This is a genomic window from Terrisporobacter sp. (genome assembly GCF_017888745.1).
Taxonomy (GTDB): domain Bacteria; phylum Bacillota; class Clostridia; order Peptostreptococcales; family Peptostreptococcaceae; genus Terrisporobacter.
In genome coordinates, this window is sequence record NZ_JAGHFM010000163.1 from 1 (window position 1) to 14949 (window position 14949).

A 14949-nucleotide genomic window follows, 5' to 3' on the forward strand; every position below is an offset into this window, starting at 1 on the left:
TAATGATGGACCGGTTACTATATTATTAGAATCAAGAAAAGAATTCTAAGAGAGGGGAAAATCATGATAGTAGAAAAAATTATTGAAAATGGTATGGGTGAAAATACTTATGTAGTTAGTGATGAAAATACCCAACAATGCTTTGTTGTAGATCCAGGAGCAAGTCTTGTAGATATAATGAGCTATGTAAATAAAATGAATTTTACAGTTGAATATATTGTTTTAACTCATGGACATGGTGACCATATAACAAATGCTTTAACATTAAAAGATAAAACTAAGGCTAAAATAGTAGCACATGAATTAGAAAAAGAAATTTTATTAGATAAAAGAAAAAATTTAAGTGCACAACTTCCAACAAATACTGTTGAACTTGATGCTGATATATATGTTAAAGATAATGATACATTAAAAATCGGTGATATGAAATTAAAGTTTATTCATACACCGGGACATACACCAGGAAGTATGTGTATAAAGGTGGATAATCATATGCTTACAGGAGATACTTTATTTGCAGGAAGTATAGGACGAACTGATTTTTATGGTGGTGATTATAAAAAGATGGAAAAATCACTTAAAAGATTAGAAAAACATGACGAGAATATAACCCTATATCCAGGTCATGGACCAAATTCAACTTTGAAAATAGAAAAAATGACAAATCCTTTTATGAGATAGATTAATAGTTACAAGGATTTCAAAAGGAGCTAGAAAATGATAGGTATTTTACTAAAAGGTCATGATTTTAACTATGAAGTAAGTGAACTTGTAAAGTTATTTACTTCAGAGTTTAAATTTATTGACTGTAAAGACTGTATGATGGTTATAGAAAATGATTTATTTTTCCACAATGATAATGTTTTTGCCAAAACATCGTATTGTGAGAATTATGGAGTTATTTATGATCATATAGAACATAGAGACTTACAGGGGTTATGTGAGAGGGATAGAAAAAAAGTTATCAAGGAAACTATAAAAAGAAGTATTTTTAAAATTTTAGAAAAGAAATTTAAAATTACTCCACCATGGGGTATTCTTACTGGAATAAGACCAGTAAAAATAGTACACTCATTATTAGATGATAATTTTAATGATAATGAAATAAAAGAGAAACTTTCGACTGATTATCTTATTGATGATGAAAAGATAAATCTATCACTTGATATTGCAAAAAGAGAAAGAAAATTTATTTACCCACTAGATGAGGATAAAGTATCTATTTATATTGGAATACCATTCTGCCCTACAAGATGTTATTATTGTTCATTTCCTGCTAACTCTTTAAAACAGTTTGGTAGTTTAAAGCCTGCATATGTAGCTAAACTACTTGAAGAAGTCCAAGGAGTAGCACAATTATTAAAGGAACAAAACAAATCAATAGAAACTCTATATATAGGTGGAGGAACGCCAACTACTTTATCTGTAGATGAAATGGACACTTTAATTAAAGGTTTATTTGAAATTTTTGATCTTAGTCATATAAAGGAATTTACTGTAGAAGCTGGAAGGCCAGATACTATAAACAGACCAATGTTAGAATTACTTAAAAAGCATAATGTTACTAGAATTAGTATAAATCCTCAATCTATGAATAATGAAACTCTTGAAAAAATAGGTAGAAGTCATAGTGTAGAAGATATTATAGAATGTTTCCATTTAGCTAGAGAAGTAGGTTTTGACAATATAAATATGGATATAATACTAGGATTAGTAGATGAAAATTTAGATATGGTTAGAAATACCTTAGAAAAAATAAAAGAACTATCTCCTGAAAGTTTAACTGTTCATACTTTGGCGGTAAAAAGAACATCAAAACTTAAAGAGAATCTAGAAGATTATCAGCTTGCAGAGTACGAAGAAATGGTAAATATGATTCAACTAGCTAAAGATTATGCAAAAGATATGGGATTAAACCCTTATTACATGTACAGACAAAAACATATGTTAGGAAATCTTGAAAATATAGGTTATGCTAAAGAAGGTCATGAATGTATTTATAACATGCAAATTATGGAGGAAAAACAAAGTAATTATGCATTAGGTGCTGGTGCCATAACTAAATTTGTATATCTTGATGAAGACAGAATAGAAAGAGTAGAAAATGTCAAAAATGTTGAACAATATATTGATAGAGTCGATGAAATGATAAAAAGAAAATATGAGGAGGTAGAAAAGAATGCTAAGTAAAGCGCCAAGAGGAACGAGAGATATATTACCAAAGGAAGTATATAAATGGCATTACGTTGAAAAAAAATTCAGAGAAATATGTGCATTATATGGCTATGAAGAAATGAGAACTCCTATATTTGAGCATACAGAAGTTTTCACAAGAAGTGTTGGAGATACAACAGATATAGTTCAAAAAGAAATGTATACATTTGTTGACAAAGGTGATAGACAAATAAGCTTAAAACCAGAAGGAACTGCAGGAACATTAAGAGCATTTATAGAACATAAATTATATGCTGATACACAACCAACAAAATTATTTTACATAATACCATGTTTTAGATATGAAAGACCTCAAGCTGGTAGACAGAGACAATTCCACCAATTTGGAGTAGAATCATTAGGAAGTGATAGCCCTTCAATGGATGTAGAGGTTATATCTTTAGCAGTACAATTCTTTAATGAATTAGGATTAAAAGATTTATCAGTAAATATAAATTCAGTAGGATGTCCTAAATGTAGAGAGGCTTATAATAAATCATTAAAAGAATACTTAGATTCAAAAGCTGATGTATTATGCTCAACTTGTCTTGATAGAAAAGACAAAAATCCAATGAGAGTTATAGACTGTAAAAATCCAACATGTAAAGAAAATATACAAGATATACCTTATATGATAGATAATTTATGTGATGATTGTAAAGATCACTTTGAAAAATTACAAGAGTATCTAAGAGAAATGGATATCAACTTTGTAATTGATAAAACTATAGTTAGAGGTCTTGACTACTACAAGAAAACTGCTTTTGAAATAATATCTAATGATATAGGTTCACAAAGTACAGTTTGTGGTGGAGGAAGATATGATGGTCTTGTTGAACAACTTGGAGGGCCAAAAGGTATAAGTGGTATAGGATTTGCACTTGGAGCAGAAAGATTATTATTAACTTTAGAAAATAATAATATAGAAATAAAAAATCCAAAATCTACAGATATATACATAGCAACAATAGGAGATGCAGCTAAGACTAAAAGTTTTGGTTTAATAAAAGCGTTAAGAGATAATCATATAAGCGCTGATAATGATCACTTAGATAAGAGTTTAAAAGCTCAATTTAAATACTCAGATAAAATAAATGCCAAGTTTACAATAGTAATAGGTGATGATGAGTTGACAAATGATTCAGCCACTTTAAAAGACATGACAACATCTGAACAAACTACTGTAAAGCTCAGTGAATTAGTAGATGAGTTAAAGAACAGATTATAATTAAAAAAGATATAGATAATTAAGGTGAAAAGAATAAAAATTCTTTCACCTTTTAGTGCGTAGTTTATAAAGGAGGAAATATGGAAAACTTAAAAGGATTAAAAAGAACTCATTATTGTGGTGATTTAAGAATTGCTAATGTTGGAGAAGAAGTAATTCTTAACGGATGGGTACAAAAGAAAAGAAATTTAGGTGGATTAGTATTCGTTGATCTAAGAGATATAAAAGGAATAAGTCAAATAATATTTGATACAAATGTAAGTGAAGAAGCATTCAATAAAGCTGAAAAATTAGGTGCAGAATATGTTGTAGCAGTTAAAGGTATAGTTAGAGAAAGAGAATCTAAAAATCCTAATATGCCAACTGGAGATATAGAAATAGAAGCTACTGAACTTAGAGTATTAAGTAAATCAGAAACACCACCAATATATATAAAAGATAATGATAATGTTTCTGAAGATTTAAGATTAAAATATAGATTTTTAGATTTAAGAAAACCTTCTATGCAAAGAAACTTAATGCTTAGAAGTAATGTTGCTAGAATAGTTAGAAATTACTTAACAGACAATAACTTTACTGAAATAGAAACTCCTTTCTTAATAAAACCAACTCCAGAAGGAGCAAGAGACTATTTAGTACCAAGTAGGGTTAATCAAGGTAAATTTTATGCTTTACCACAATCACCACAATTATTTAAACAATTATTAATGGTAAGTGGTATGGATAGATATTTCCAAATAGTAAAATGTTTCAGAGATGAAGACTTAAGAGCAGATAGACAACCAGAATTTACTCAAATAGACTGTGAAATGTCATTTGTTGATGAAGATGATGTAATGACAATAATGGAAACAATGATTCAAACAATATTTAAAGAGACTTTAAATGTTGATATTGAGTTACCACTTCCAAGAATGCCATACAGAGAAGCTATGGATAGATATGGTTCAGATAAGCCAGATACTAGATTTGGTTTAGAATTTAATAACATATCTGATATAGTTAAAGATTGTGGATTTGGAGTATTCGCAAATGCTGCTTCTGATGATAATGGTAGTGTTAGAGGTATAAACGTTAAAGGTGGAGCAGAGTCATTTTCTAAAAAAGGTATGAAGAAATTAGAAGAACATGCTAAAACTTATAAAGCAAAAGGTCTTGCATGGATAAAAGTAACTAAAGAAGGTATAGATTCTCCAATAGCTAAATTCTTCTCAGAAGAAGAAATGAAAGCTATATTAGAAAGAATGGAAGCTGAATCAGGAGACTTATTATTATTTGTTGCTGATAAAAATTCTGTAGTTTATGATGCATTAGGGCAAGTTAGATTAGAAGTTGCTAGAAAACTTGATTTAATGGATAAAAATAAATATAACTTATTATGGGTAACTGAATTCCCATTATTCGAAAAAGATGAAGAAACAGGAAGAATGATAGCAATGCATCATCCATTTACATCTCCTCTAGATGAAGATATAGATGGATTAGAAAATGGAGATAAAACTAAATTAAGAGCTAAAGCTTATGATATAGTTTTAAATGGATATGAAATAGGTGGAGGAAGTGTTAGAATATCTAACAGCGATGTTCAAAAGAAAATGTTTAATGCTTTAGGATTAAGTGAAGAGGAAGCTAATAACAAATTTGGATTCTTATTAGAAGCATTTAAATATGGCGTTCCACCACATGCTGGATTAGCATTTGGATTTGATAGATTAATAATGTTACTTACAGGAGCTGATAATATCAGAGAGGTAATAGCATTCCCTAAAAACCAAAATGCGATAGATCCAATGACAAATGCTCCAGCAATAGCTGAAGAAGCTCAGTTAGAAGAATTATGCATAAAAGTAGATGTTCAAGAACAAGAATAATATAATATAAATAAAAACCATAAAAATTAATTAAATATAATTTTTATGGTTTTTTATATGTGTATATTTATTAAAAATAAAAAATTAAGAAAATTTTATTAAATAGATTTACAAGTGTGAATGGGTATAACAAAATAGGCAGATTATAAACTTAGTTATAATCTGCCTATTTTAGAGTAAGAAAATTAAGCTATATTGCTAGTCCTTTATTAATAATGTAAAGCATATTATTAAAGGAAAACCATCTAGATATATTTCCTATACTAAATGGTAAAAACACTATTATAGTTAAAGAAAAAATTTATAAACATAGAGGATGAGTATTCTACTATGTTTTAAGAAGAATAAAGTATTTATGTAACTATTATAAATACTTTGATAAATATTGTCTACAAGTTGAAAAAAGTAATATAAATTTATTAAATTATATCGAAAAAATAATAATTATAGAGAATTATAGTGATTAATATATATTTTTTATTGTAAATTATATATTAGTTTTAATGATATTTTAATTGGGTACTAATAAAAAGTATAAGAATGAAAAGATATGACAAAGTATGTATTTATATTTATAATATATTATAAATTAATGTATTATTGAAAGGAGACGCGATTTTATCATTTTATATCGTGTGTTATATTACTATGTATAATATATTTTTCTATGAAACAGATATAGGTACTATTGGAATTAGAGAAAATGGTAAATATATAACAAATATATATTTTTCAAAATTTAATACAGATGACAATATTGTAGAGACTTATTTAATAAAAAAAGGAATAATGCAAATCAATGAATATCTTCAAGGAAAAAGAAATAAATTTGATTTGCCTTTGGATTTGAAAGGGACAGAGTTTCAAAATAAGGTATGGAATGAATTAAGAAATATTCCTTATGGAGAAACGAGAAGCTATAAAGATATTGCAGTAGCAATAGGTAACGAAAATGCCTCTAGGGCTATTGGTATGGCAAATAATAGAAATCCAATACCGATAATTATTCCATGTCATAGAGTTGTAGGTTCAAATGGCAAGTTAGTAGGATATGCAGGCGGACTAGATATAAAAGAAAAATTACTTAATATAGAAAATGTTGAATTGAAAAAAGGAGAATAAAAATGTTAAATATAGGATGTCATTTATCAGTATCAAAGGGATTTAAAAATATGGGAGATGAGGCTATAAGTATAGGGGCTAATACTTTTCAATTTTTTACTCGTAATCCAAGGGGAGGAAAAGCAAAAGATTTAGATGAAAAAGATATAGAAGCATTCTTAAAGTTAGCTGAAGAGAATAAATTTGCTAAATTATTAGCTCATGCACCGTATACTTTAAATGCTTGTGCAGCAGATGAAAGTAAAAGAGAATTTGCTATACAAACTTTTGAAGATGATTTAAATAGATTACAGAAAGTTCCAAATAACTTATATAATTTCCATCCAGGAAGTCATGTAAAACAAGGTGTAGATGTTGGTATAGAATATATAGCAGATATGATTAATAAAGCATTAAAACCAGAACATACTACTACAGTGTTGCTTGAAACTATGGCTGGAAAAGGTACTGAAATAGGAAGAAGTTTTGAAGAGATAAGAGCAATAATAGACAAAGTTGAATTAAAAGATAAAATGGGTGTATGCCTTGATACATGTCATGTATTTGATGCAGGATATGATATAGTAAATGATTTAGACGGTGTATTAGAAGAATTTGATAGAGTAATAGGAATAGACAGATTAAAAGCAATACATTTAAATGATAGTGTACATGGATTTGAAAGTAAAAAAGATAGACATGCTAAGATAGGTGAAGGAAAAATTGGATTAGAAGCAATAACAAGAATTATAAATCATCCAAAACTTCGTAATTTACCGTTCTTATTAGAAACACCAAATGAATTAGATGGATATGCTAAAGAGATTGAATTATTAAAAAGTGTATATAATGGATAAACAAAAAAGTGAACCTAATGGTTCACTTTTTTTATCGAATATTTATAATTTATTTGATTTTCATACTTCTCATCAAATCTTTATCTTCCTTACGTATACGATTAGATTCTATAATTTTTTGAAGGGATTTATTATAAGTAAACTTATCTAAATTATTATTTTTTAAAAAATCTAAAGTTTTATTTGGCTGGTAAATATATGCATAAGATATTGCCCAAGCTACGGCCATTTTTACATAATAACCATCATGATTAATATTATTTAAAATATGTAAAACTTCATCGATATAATCATTTGTCATATAAAAATTTAACATCATTACAACAGCGAACCTAATATCAAATTCTTTATCAGATGAAGAGTAAGGGACAATAAAATCCCATACTTCTTTCATATTTTTTTTAGTAAATTTTAAGTTACTACAAAAGCTGTCGCATACTGCCCAATTGTTAATTTTAGGAATGAAATTTTTTATATAATTAAATCTACTTTCATTATCGGTTTTTATATATCCAATAGTTAGTCCTTCAATCATTATTTCTTCGTAGTATTCACTAGAAGGATTTTTTAAGTATTCAGTCCAATTATCTTTTGATAAGTTTTTTGATATTTTTCTTAGTAATGGTAGTCTGATACCTAATATATTATCTATATTAGGGCATAATTTACTATGAAAGGCTTTGTATTTTTCATCAATTAAATTAAATAGTTCTTTCCTGATTTCATCGTTTATATTTTTATTCATATGCTCACCTCATTTAAGTTGAGTATATCATAGAAAAAAGAAAGAGACATAAATTTGTTATTATAAAATTTATGTCTCTAAATAATAAACTTTTGAGTTAAAGTTTTTGGAGGGAAAATTATAATTTAATTACTTATGATCACAATTGCAATGATGCTCATATGTGTGACAACTAGAGTGATTTCCATGACAACATTGATGATCTTTATGTTCTTTATCGTCTTTTTCATGTCTATGACATCCACAATTAGAACAATTACTTAATTGCATAAGCCCATCATTATCCATAGCATTAGAATTAAAATCAGGAACATTTGGAGTAATGTCTTTATTCAATGTAGGATTATAATTAAATTGTGGTTTATTTCTATATCCTTCAGTAGTCATAAAATACCTCCTAGATTTAAATTGTCATTAATAGTATGCTAAAAAATTAATAAAAATATTGTAAGAAGAATAAACAATAAATCGTAGTTATTGGAAATTATAAAAAATTTAAAATAATTATAAAAAATTAAATGTAATAAAGATAATCATTATATTAAGTGATATTTTTATATTGTCGTATATGAAATAAGAGATAAAATAAAAAATTATTGAATTTATAAGAGATGATGAGTTAAGATATGGTGATTTATATAACCATATACACTTTTGTTTCTACCATAAAGTAAATGGTATATACAAAAGTAGCTGTATAAAAAATGATTGAAAATCAATTTTACACAGCTACTTTAATTTATAAAAAACAATTAATCAGCAACTTCAACTACCTCAAGTATTTCCATAGGACATGATTTTACACATATTCCACAGGCCATACATTTAGAAGGTACTGATTTTTCTTCAGATTTAACTATAATACCTTTTGGACAGGCATCTACACAAGTTAAGCATCCTGTACATTTTTTCTTATTTATAGTATATATCCCTTTAGCATTTTTAGAGATAGCTTCTTCTGGACATTTTTTAGCACAAACACCACATTGATTACAAGCCTTAACATCTAAAGCATCTTTTTTATTAACCCCTATAGATATACAAGAGAAACCTTTAGTTTTATAAAAGGCTTCTGAACAAGCTAGTTCACAGCTTAAACAAGCTTGACATAAAGATTTGTCTTTAACAATTAATTTTTTCAATATTATTTCCCCCTTAATATGTAGTTTATTATGTTAAAAAATAAACGTCTTGATTTAAGTGTATATGATTATTATTTCAAAATCAATGAAGTGACAACATTCCATTGATTACTTTTTGGAAAGTAAAAATTTCATAATAAAAAAATTAAAAATACAAATGAAGAAAATAATAAAATTTGAAAAATATTGATAAGTAAGCTATTATAAAAAAATATAGGCTAAAATATAATTAAACAATTATTTAAAGGAGCAAATATGAAGAGAACAGATTATATTTCATGGGACGATTATTTTATGGGTATATCTTTATTATCAGGTATGAGAAGTAAAGATCCATCTACTCAAGTAGGAGCTTGTATAGTAGATGAAGATAACAGAATAGTATCTATAGGATATAATGGATTTATTAATGGATGCAGCGATGAGGATTTTCCTTGGTCAAGAGAAGGTGAATTTTTAGAAACTAAATATCCATATGTAGTTCATGCGGAACAAAATGCTATATTAAATGCAAGAGGAAAAAGCTTAGAAGGTTGTAGTTTATATGTGAATTTATTTCCATGTCATGACTGTGCAAGAAACATTATCCAATCAGGAATAAAAAAAGTCTATTACATAGAAGATAAATATGCTGATACAGATTCTATTAAAGCATCAAAGTATATGTTTGAAAAAGCGCATGTAGATTATATTAAATTAGAGCCTAAAATAGAAAAAATAGAAATAATATTAAAAAAATAAAATTTATTTAAGAGAAATATGGAGAAAATTATAATCATAAATTTTTCATATTTCTTTTTTTATTAAGATTTAGAACCTTATTTCAAATTGCATAAATTTGTAAATTTATGTAAAAAAAAATCAATGTATTTGTATATCTATGTTGTAGCTATTCATAAATTTACCATCAACTATTGACAAAAATAAAGTTTTTTGAAACTCAAAAAACCTCTTGATTAAACACAATATGTAGTATAGAATATACAGGTGTTCACTATATATAGTGTTTTGTTCGTTAAGGAAGAGGTTATGAAAATTTCCACAAAGTCAATAGATTTAATTAAAAAAATTTGAAAAAATAATCTTTTAGGCTTTGTTAAAATAGTACTTTATAAAAGGAGATACTTATGAGTAAGAAGCTAAATATAATAAAAAGGGATGGAAATATAGTAGAATTTAATAGAGAAAAGATAGAGAATGCTATAATAAAGGCTATGAGATATGGTAGTGGAGTTTATATACCAGAAATAGCTAAAGAGATAGCTATAGAAATAGAAGACACATATACAAATGATACTACGACTCCGACTGTATATAAAGTTGAAGAAATGGTATATACAAAATTAATTGATCACAAACAAAAATTAACAGCTAAGGCATACGAAGGATATAGAGCTGTACAATCTTTTAAAAGAGAAATTAATACGACAGATGACAGTATATTAGGATTATTAGACAAAAGTAATGAAGATGTATTAAATGAGAATTCTAATAAAAATGGAATGTTAGCATCAACTCAAAGAGATTTAGTTGCAGGAGAGATATCTAAGGATATGTCTAGAAGAAAATTAATACCTGCTCATATAGTTCATGCTCATGATGAAGGTGTACTTCACTACCATGATATGGATTATGCTATGCAACCAATACATAACTGCATGTTGATAAATTTAGAAGATATGTTAACTAATGGTACGGTAATTAATAATAAATTAGTGGAATCGCCAAAATCATTTGGAACAGTTTGTACTATAGTAACTCAAATTATTGCTCAAATAGCAAGCGGGCAATACGGTGGAAATACAATTACTATAAGACATATAGCTCCATTTTTAAGAGTATCTTATGATAAGTATTTAAATAGATATAAACAAAAATATTCTTTAGAAATGGCTAAAGAGTTAGCTGAAGAAAGAATGATGGAAGAGTTAAAGTCAGGTATACAAACAATAAGATATCAATTATCAACTCTTCATACAAGCAATGGACAATCACCATTCTCTACAATATATCTTGAAATTGAAGAAGGTCATGAATATGAGAGAGAGATGGCTTTAATATGCGAAGAAATGATACTACAGAGGCTAGAAGGTATGAAGAACTATAAAGGACAAACTATAGGAGAAGAATTTCCTAAGTTAGTTTATTTATTAGATGAACATAACTGTCTAGAAGGTGGAAAATACGATTATATAACTAAATTAGCTGCAAAGTGTAATACGAAGAGATTAGTGCCAGATTATCAAAGTGCTAAGATGATGAGAAAAAATTATGATGGAGAAACATTCCCACCAATGGGGTGTAGATCTCATTTAAGTAACTGGAAAGATGAAAATGGAAATTATAAATGGTATGGTAGATTTAATCAAGGTGTAATTTCTTTAAACTTAGTGCAAGTTGCTTTGACTGCTGACAAAGATATGGAAAAATTCTGGAGTATATTAGATGAAAGACTAGATCTTTGTAGAGAAGCTTTAATGGTTAGACATAATTTATTAAAAGGAACTACTTCTGATATTTCTCCAATACACTGGCAACATGGTGGAATAGCTAGACTTAAAAAAGGTGAAAAAATCGACTCATTACTTGAAAATGGATATTCAACTCTTTCTTTAGGTTATGTAGGAATTTATGAAATGACTCAAGCTATGCTAGGTGTATCTCATACTACTAAAGAAGGCGAAGAATTTGCTCTTAAAGTAATGAATCATTTAAATGATAAATGTACTCAATGGAAGAAGGAAACAGGTCTTGGATTTGGATTATACGGAACTCCAGGAGAGAGCTTAACATCAAGATTCTGTAGAATAGATAAGCAGAAGTTTGGTGAGATACCGAATGTAACAGATAGAATGTACTATACAAACTCATATCATGTTCATGTATCAGAAGAAATAGATGCTTTTTCTAAATTAAAATTTGAAAGTCAATTCCATGATATAAGTCTAGGTGGATGTATAAGCTATGTTGAAGTACCTGATATGAGTAAAAATTTAGAGGCTGTTGAGCAAATAATTAATTATATTTATCATAATATTCAATATGCAGAAATAAACACTAAGCCAGATGTTTGTTTTAAATGTGATTATACAGGGGAAATAAAACTTAATGATAATTTAGAATGGTATTGTCCAAACTGTGGAAATAAAGATAAAGATGAAATGCAAGTTATGAGAAGAACTTGTGGATATATAGGTTCTAATATGTGGGGCAAAGGACGTACTCAAGAAATTGGACAAAGAGTATTACATTTATAGGATAAAAGGTGCATATGCACCTTTTCTAGTATACATATAAAATAAATTTAGGAAGAAGGAAGAAAATGACATTACTAGATGCAAGACAATTGGTGGTTAAAAAAATAGATGAATTAAAAGAAAGAGTAAATAAATTAAAAACAAAGCCTTCTCTAGTAATAATAAGAGTGGGAGAAGATTTTGCAAGTGGGAAATATGTTGCAAATAAAATAAGAAAATGTGAAGAAGTGGGAATAGAATCTAAAATAATTCATCTAGAAGAAAGTGTCAAACAAGAGTCAGTAGAAAAAATAATTCTTGATTTAAATAAAGATGAAAATGTAACAGGTGTACTATTACAACTTCCTATACCAAAGCATTTAGACGAAGACTACTTAACAAATCTTATAAAAGACGAAAAAGATGTGGATGGATTTACAATTGGTAATATGGGAAGGCTTTCTCTTGGGTTGGAGGGGAATATAGCATGTACTCCAAGGGGAATCATTACTTTATTAAAAGAATTTAGTGTAGATATTGAAGGTAAAGATGTATTAATAATAAATCGTTCTAACATAGTAGGAAAGCCATTAGCTCAATTATTTTTAAAAGAAAATGCAACAGTAACTATAGCACATAGTAAAACTAAAAATCTAAAAGAAAAAATACTTATGTCTGATATAGTTGTGAGTGCAGTTGGAAGAGCTAATTTCTTAAAATCAGAAGACTTCTCTCCTAATACTACCATAGTTGATGTATCTATTAACTTTAATGAAGAAGGAAAAATGTGTGGAGATGTAGCCAAAACTGATTATGAAATTTTATTAAATGAAAAACAGTGTAATTTAACTCCTGTGCCAAATGGAGTAGGTCAAATGACAGTAATTGAATTAATTGAACAAACTATAGAGATTGCGGAAAAAAAGGAGAGTAGATAAAATGGAGACTACATTAAAAGTAAAACTTATATCTCATACTATGAACCCAGAGTTAGTTATAGCTACAGCTGGTAAACTATGTTATTCACCATCTAATATAGATGATTTAATGGAAAAACAAACAGAGGAGAGTATAGAAAAATTTGTAAACATGATTACTTCTATTGGACATGGAAGTGTATTAGAACATACAAGCTTTACTTTCGGAATTGAAGGTGTGTCAAGAAGTTTAACTCATCAATTAGTAAGACATAGGATAGCTTCTTATAGTCAACAATCTCAAAGATATGTAAAAGAAGTACAATTTGAATATGTTATACCTCAAGATATAAAAAATAATCCAATATTAGTTGAAAGTTATAAAAATCATATGGAAGATACTCAAAGGCTGTATGATGAAATAGTTGATAAACTAATGTATGATTATATATATGAGGAAGATAAATATGGAAAGATTATAGATATTCAATTAAAAAAATGTAATATAGATAAAAATAAATTTGAAAGTTGGAAAAAAGAAAATAAGGATAATGAAAAATTTGTTGAATTATTAAGAGAATCATATAAGAAGTTATATTCAGCTTTAGAGAAGAAAGCTATAGAAAATGCTAGATATATATTTCCAAATGCATGCGAGACAAAAATAATATGTACAATGAACTTACGCTCTTTAATCAATTTCTGTCATCACAGATGCTGTAGAAGAGCTCAAGAAGAGATATTTAATTTAGCATGGACTATGTTAAAAGAAGTAGAAAAAGTAAGTCCTTTATTAGCAAAATCTTTAGGTGCAAGTTGCCAATTTGGACCATGTCCAGAGGGGGCTATGTGCTGTATGATGCCTTTTGAGAAAAAAAGATAGAATAATTTTATTTATGACTTTCAATATACTAAAAGGAGTACAAAAATGAAAATTAATAGAATTAAGGATAATGATATAGCAAATGGATTTGGGATAACAATGTCTATTTGGACTCAAGGATGCCCACATCACTGTAAAGGTTGCTTTAATGGTGAAACATGGAGTTTTGAAGATGGAACAGAATTTACTAAAGATGACCTATATTATATATTAGACAATATTAATAAGCATGGTATTAAAAGAGATTTATCTATTTTAGGAGGAGAGCCACTTTGTCCTGAAAATATTGATGGTGTTATTAATCTTAGTAAAACATTCAAAGAAAAATATCCAGAGAAAAAAATATATCTATGGACAGGATATGTAGTTGAAGAATTTAATGAAATTCAAAAAAAAGTTTTTGAGTATGTAGATATTTTAGTAGATGGAAAGTTTGAACAGGGTAAAAAAAAACTATCTCTTACGATGAGAGGATCATCAAATCAAAGGGTAATAGATGTTAAAAAGAGTATTGAGAAAAATAAGTTAATTTTATTAGATATTGATAATAAATAATAAAAAAAGAAACTATTTATGATTTAAATAGTTTCTTTTTTTATTGAAAAATACTTTGAAATCTAATAAAGTAATATAATATAAATTAAGATATGACTTATTACTTATAAAATAATTTAACTAATAAGGGGAGATAATTATGTTAGGTGTAGCTTTAGAAGGTGGAGGAGCTAAGGGAGCATTTCATGTTGGAGCAATAA

Annotated in this window: 14 protein-coding genes; 11 read left to right on the top strand and 3 right to left on the bottom strand. The window is 27.5% G+C overall.

All coding sequences use genetic code 11. The features are described from left to right. Nucleotides 1-63: 63 nt before the first annotated feature. The 6 genes from J7G74_RS07935 (at nt 64) to J7G74_RS07960 (ending at nt 7271) form a co-directional block, all read left to right on the top strand. Nucleotides 64-681 (top strand): MBL fold metallo-hydrolase, encoded by a 618-nt coding sequence (locus tag J7G74_RS07935; RefSeq protein ID WP_297133858.1) that lies wholly within the window; start codon nt 64-66, stop codon nt 679-681. 36 nt (nt 682-717) lie between these two features. Further along, on the top strand, nt 718-2190 hold the full coding sequence (gene hemZ / locus J7G74_RS07940; protein ID WP_297133861.1) for a coproporphyrinogen dehydrogenase HemZ: 1473 nt from the start codon (nt 718-720) through the stop codon (nt 2188-2190). After that, nucleotides 2180-3442 carry a histidine--tRNA ligase gene (gene hisS / locus J7G74_RS07945; RefSeq protein ID WP_297133864.1) on the top strand — a complete coding sequence of 421 codons (1263 nt, stop codon included), beginning with the start codon at nt 2180-2182 and terminating at the stop codon, nt 3440-3442. Before hemZ ends, hisS begins: the two co-directional genes overlap by 11 nt. Before the next feature lie 80 nt (nt 3443-3522). After that, nucleotides 3523-5313: an aspartate--tRNA ligase gene (aspS, locus tag J7G74_RS07950; RefSeq protein WP_297133866.1), complete on the top strand. Its 1791-nt coding sequence runs from the start codon at nt 3523-3525 to the stop codon at nt 5311-5313. Between the two features lie 648 nt (nt 5314-5961). Then, on the top strand, nt 5962-6435 hold the full coding sequence (locus J7G74_RS07955; protein WP_297133868.1) for a methylated-DNA--[protein]-cysteine S-methyltransferase: 474 nt from the start codon (nt 5962-5964) through the stop codon (nt 6433-6435). Nucleotides 6436-6437: 2 nt separating this feature from the next. Further along, a complete protein-coding gene (locus J7G74_RS07960; RefSeq protein ID WP_297133870.1) occupies nt 6438-7271 on the top strand; it encodes a deoxyribonuclease IV in 834 nt (277 codons plus the stop codon). A gap of 49 nt (nt 7272-7320) precedes the next feature. Here the strand turns inward: J7G74_RS07960 and J7G74_RS07965 are convergent, their stop codons facing one another. From J7G74_RS07965 to J7G74_RS07975, 3 genes are all read right to left on the bottom strand, one after another. After that, nucleotides 7321-8016 carry a DNA alkylation repair protein gene (locus J7G74_RS07965; protein ID WP_297133873.1) on the bottom strand — a complete coding sequence of 232 codons (696 nt, stop codon included), beginning with the start codon at nt 8014-8016 and terminating at the stop codon, nt 7321-7323. Nucleotides 8017-8145: 129 nt separating this feature from the next. Then, nucleotides 8146-8403, bottom strand: coding sequence for a hypothetical protein (locus J7G74_RS07970; protein WP_297133876.1), 258 nt, complete (start codon nt 8401-8403; stop codon nt 8146-8148). Between the two features lie 365 nt (nt 8404-8768). Then, nucleotides 8769-9158, bottom strand: a complete 390-nt coding sequence (locus J7G74_RS07975) for a 4Fe-4S binding protein (protein ID WP_297133878.1) — start codon at nt 9156-9158, stop codon at nt 8769-8771. 255 nt (nt 9159-9413) lie between these two features. Here J7G74_RS07975 and J7G74_RS07980 point away from each other — a divergent pair, with 255 nt between their 5' ends. From J7G74_RS07980 to nrdG, 5 genes are all read left to right on the top strand, one after another. Then, entirely contained in the window at nt 9414-9899 is a 486-nt protein-coding gene (locus J7G74_RS07980) for a deoxycytidylate deaminase (RefSeq protein ID WP_297133881.1), read from the top strand. Nucleotides 9900-10285: 386 nt separating this feature from the next. Continuing rightward, complete coding sequence (gene nrdD / locus J7G74_RS07985) at nt 10286-12415, top strand: anaerobic ribonucleoside-triphosphate reductase (RefSeq protein WP_297133884.1); 2130 nt, start codon at nt 10286-10288, stop codon at nt 12413-12415. A gap of 65 nt (nt 12416-12480) precedes the next feature. Next, nucleotides 12481-13332: a bifunctional 5,10-methylenetetrahydrofolate dehydrogenase/5,10-methenyltetrahydrofolate cyclohydrolase gene (locus J7G74_RS07990; protein ID WP_297133886.1), complete on the top strand. Its 852-nt coding sequence runs from the start codon at nt 12481-12483 to the stop codon at nt 13330-13332. Between the two features lies 1 nt (nt 13333). Beyond that, nucleotides 13334-14194 (top strand): FAD-dependent thymidylate synthase, encoded by an 861-nt coding sequence (gene thyX, locus J7G74_RS07995; RefSeq protein WP_297133888.1) that lies wholly within the window; start codon nt 13334-13336, stop codon nt 14192-14194. Nucleotides 14195-14239: 45 nt separating this feature from the next. Further along, on the top strand, nt 14240-14749 hold the full coding sequence (gene nrdG / locus J7G74_RS08000) for an anaerobic ribonucleoside-triphosphate reductase activating protein (RefSeq protein ID WP_297133890.1): 510 nt from the start codon (nt 14240-14242) through the stop codon (nt 14747-14749). Nucleotides 14750-14949 lie beyond the last annotated feature (200 nt).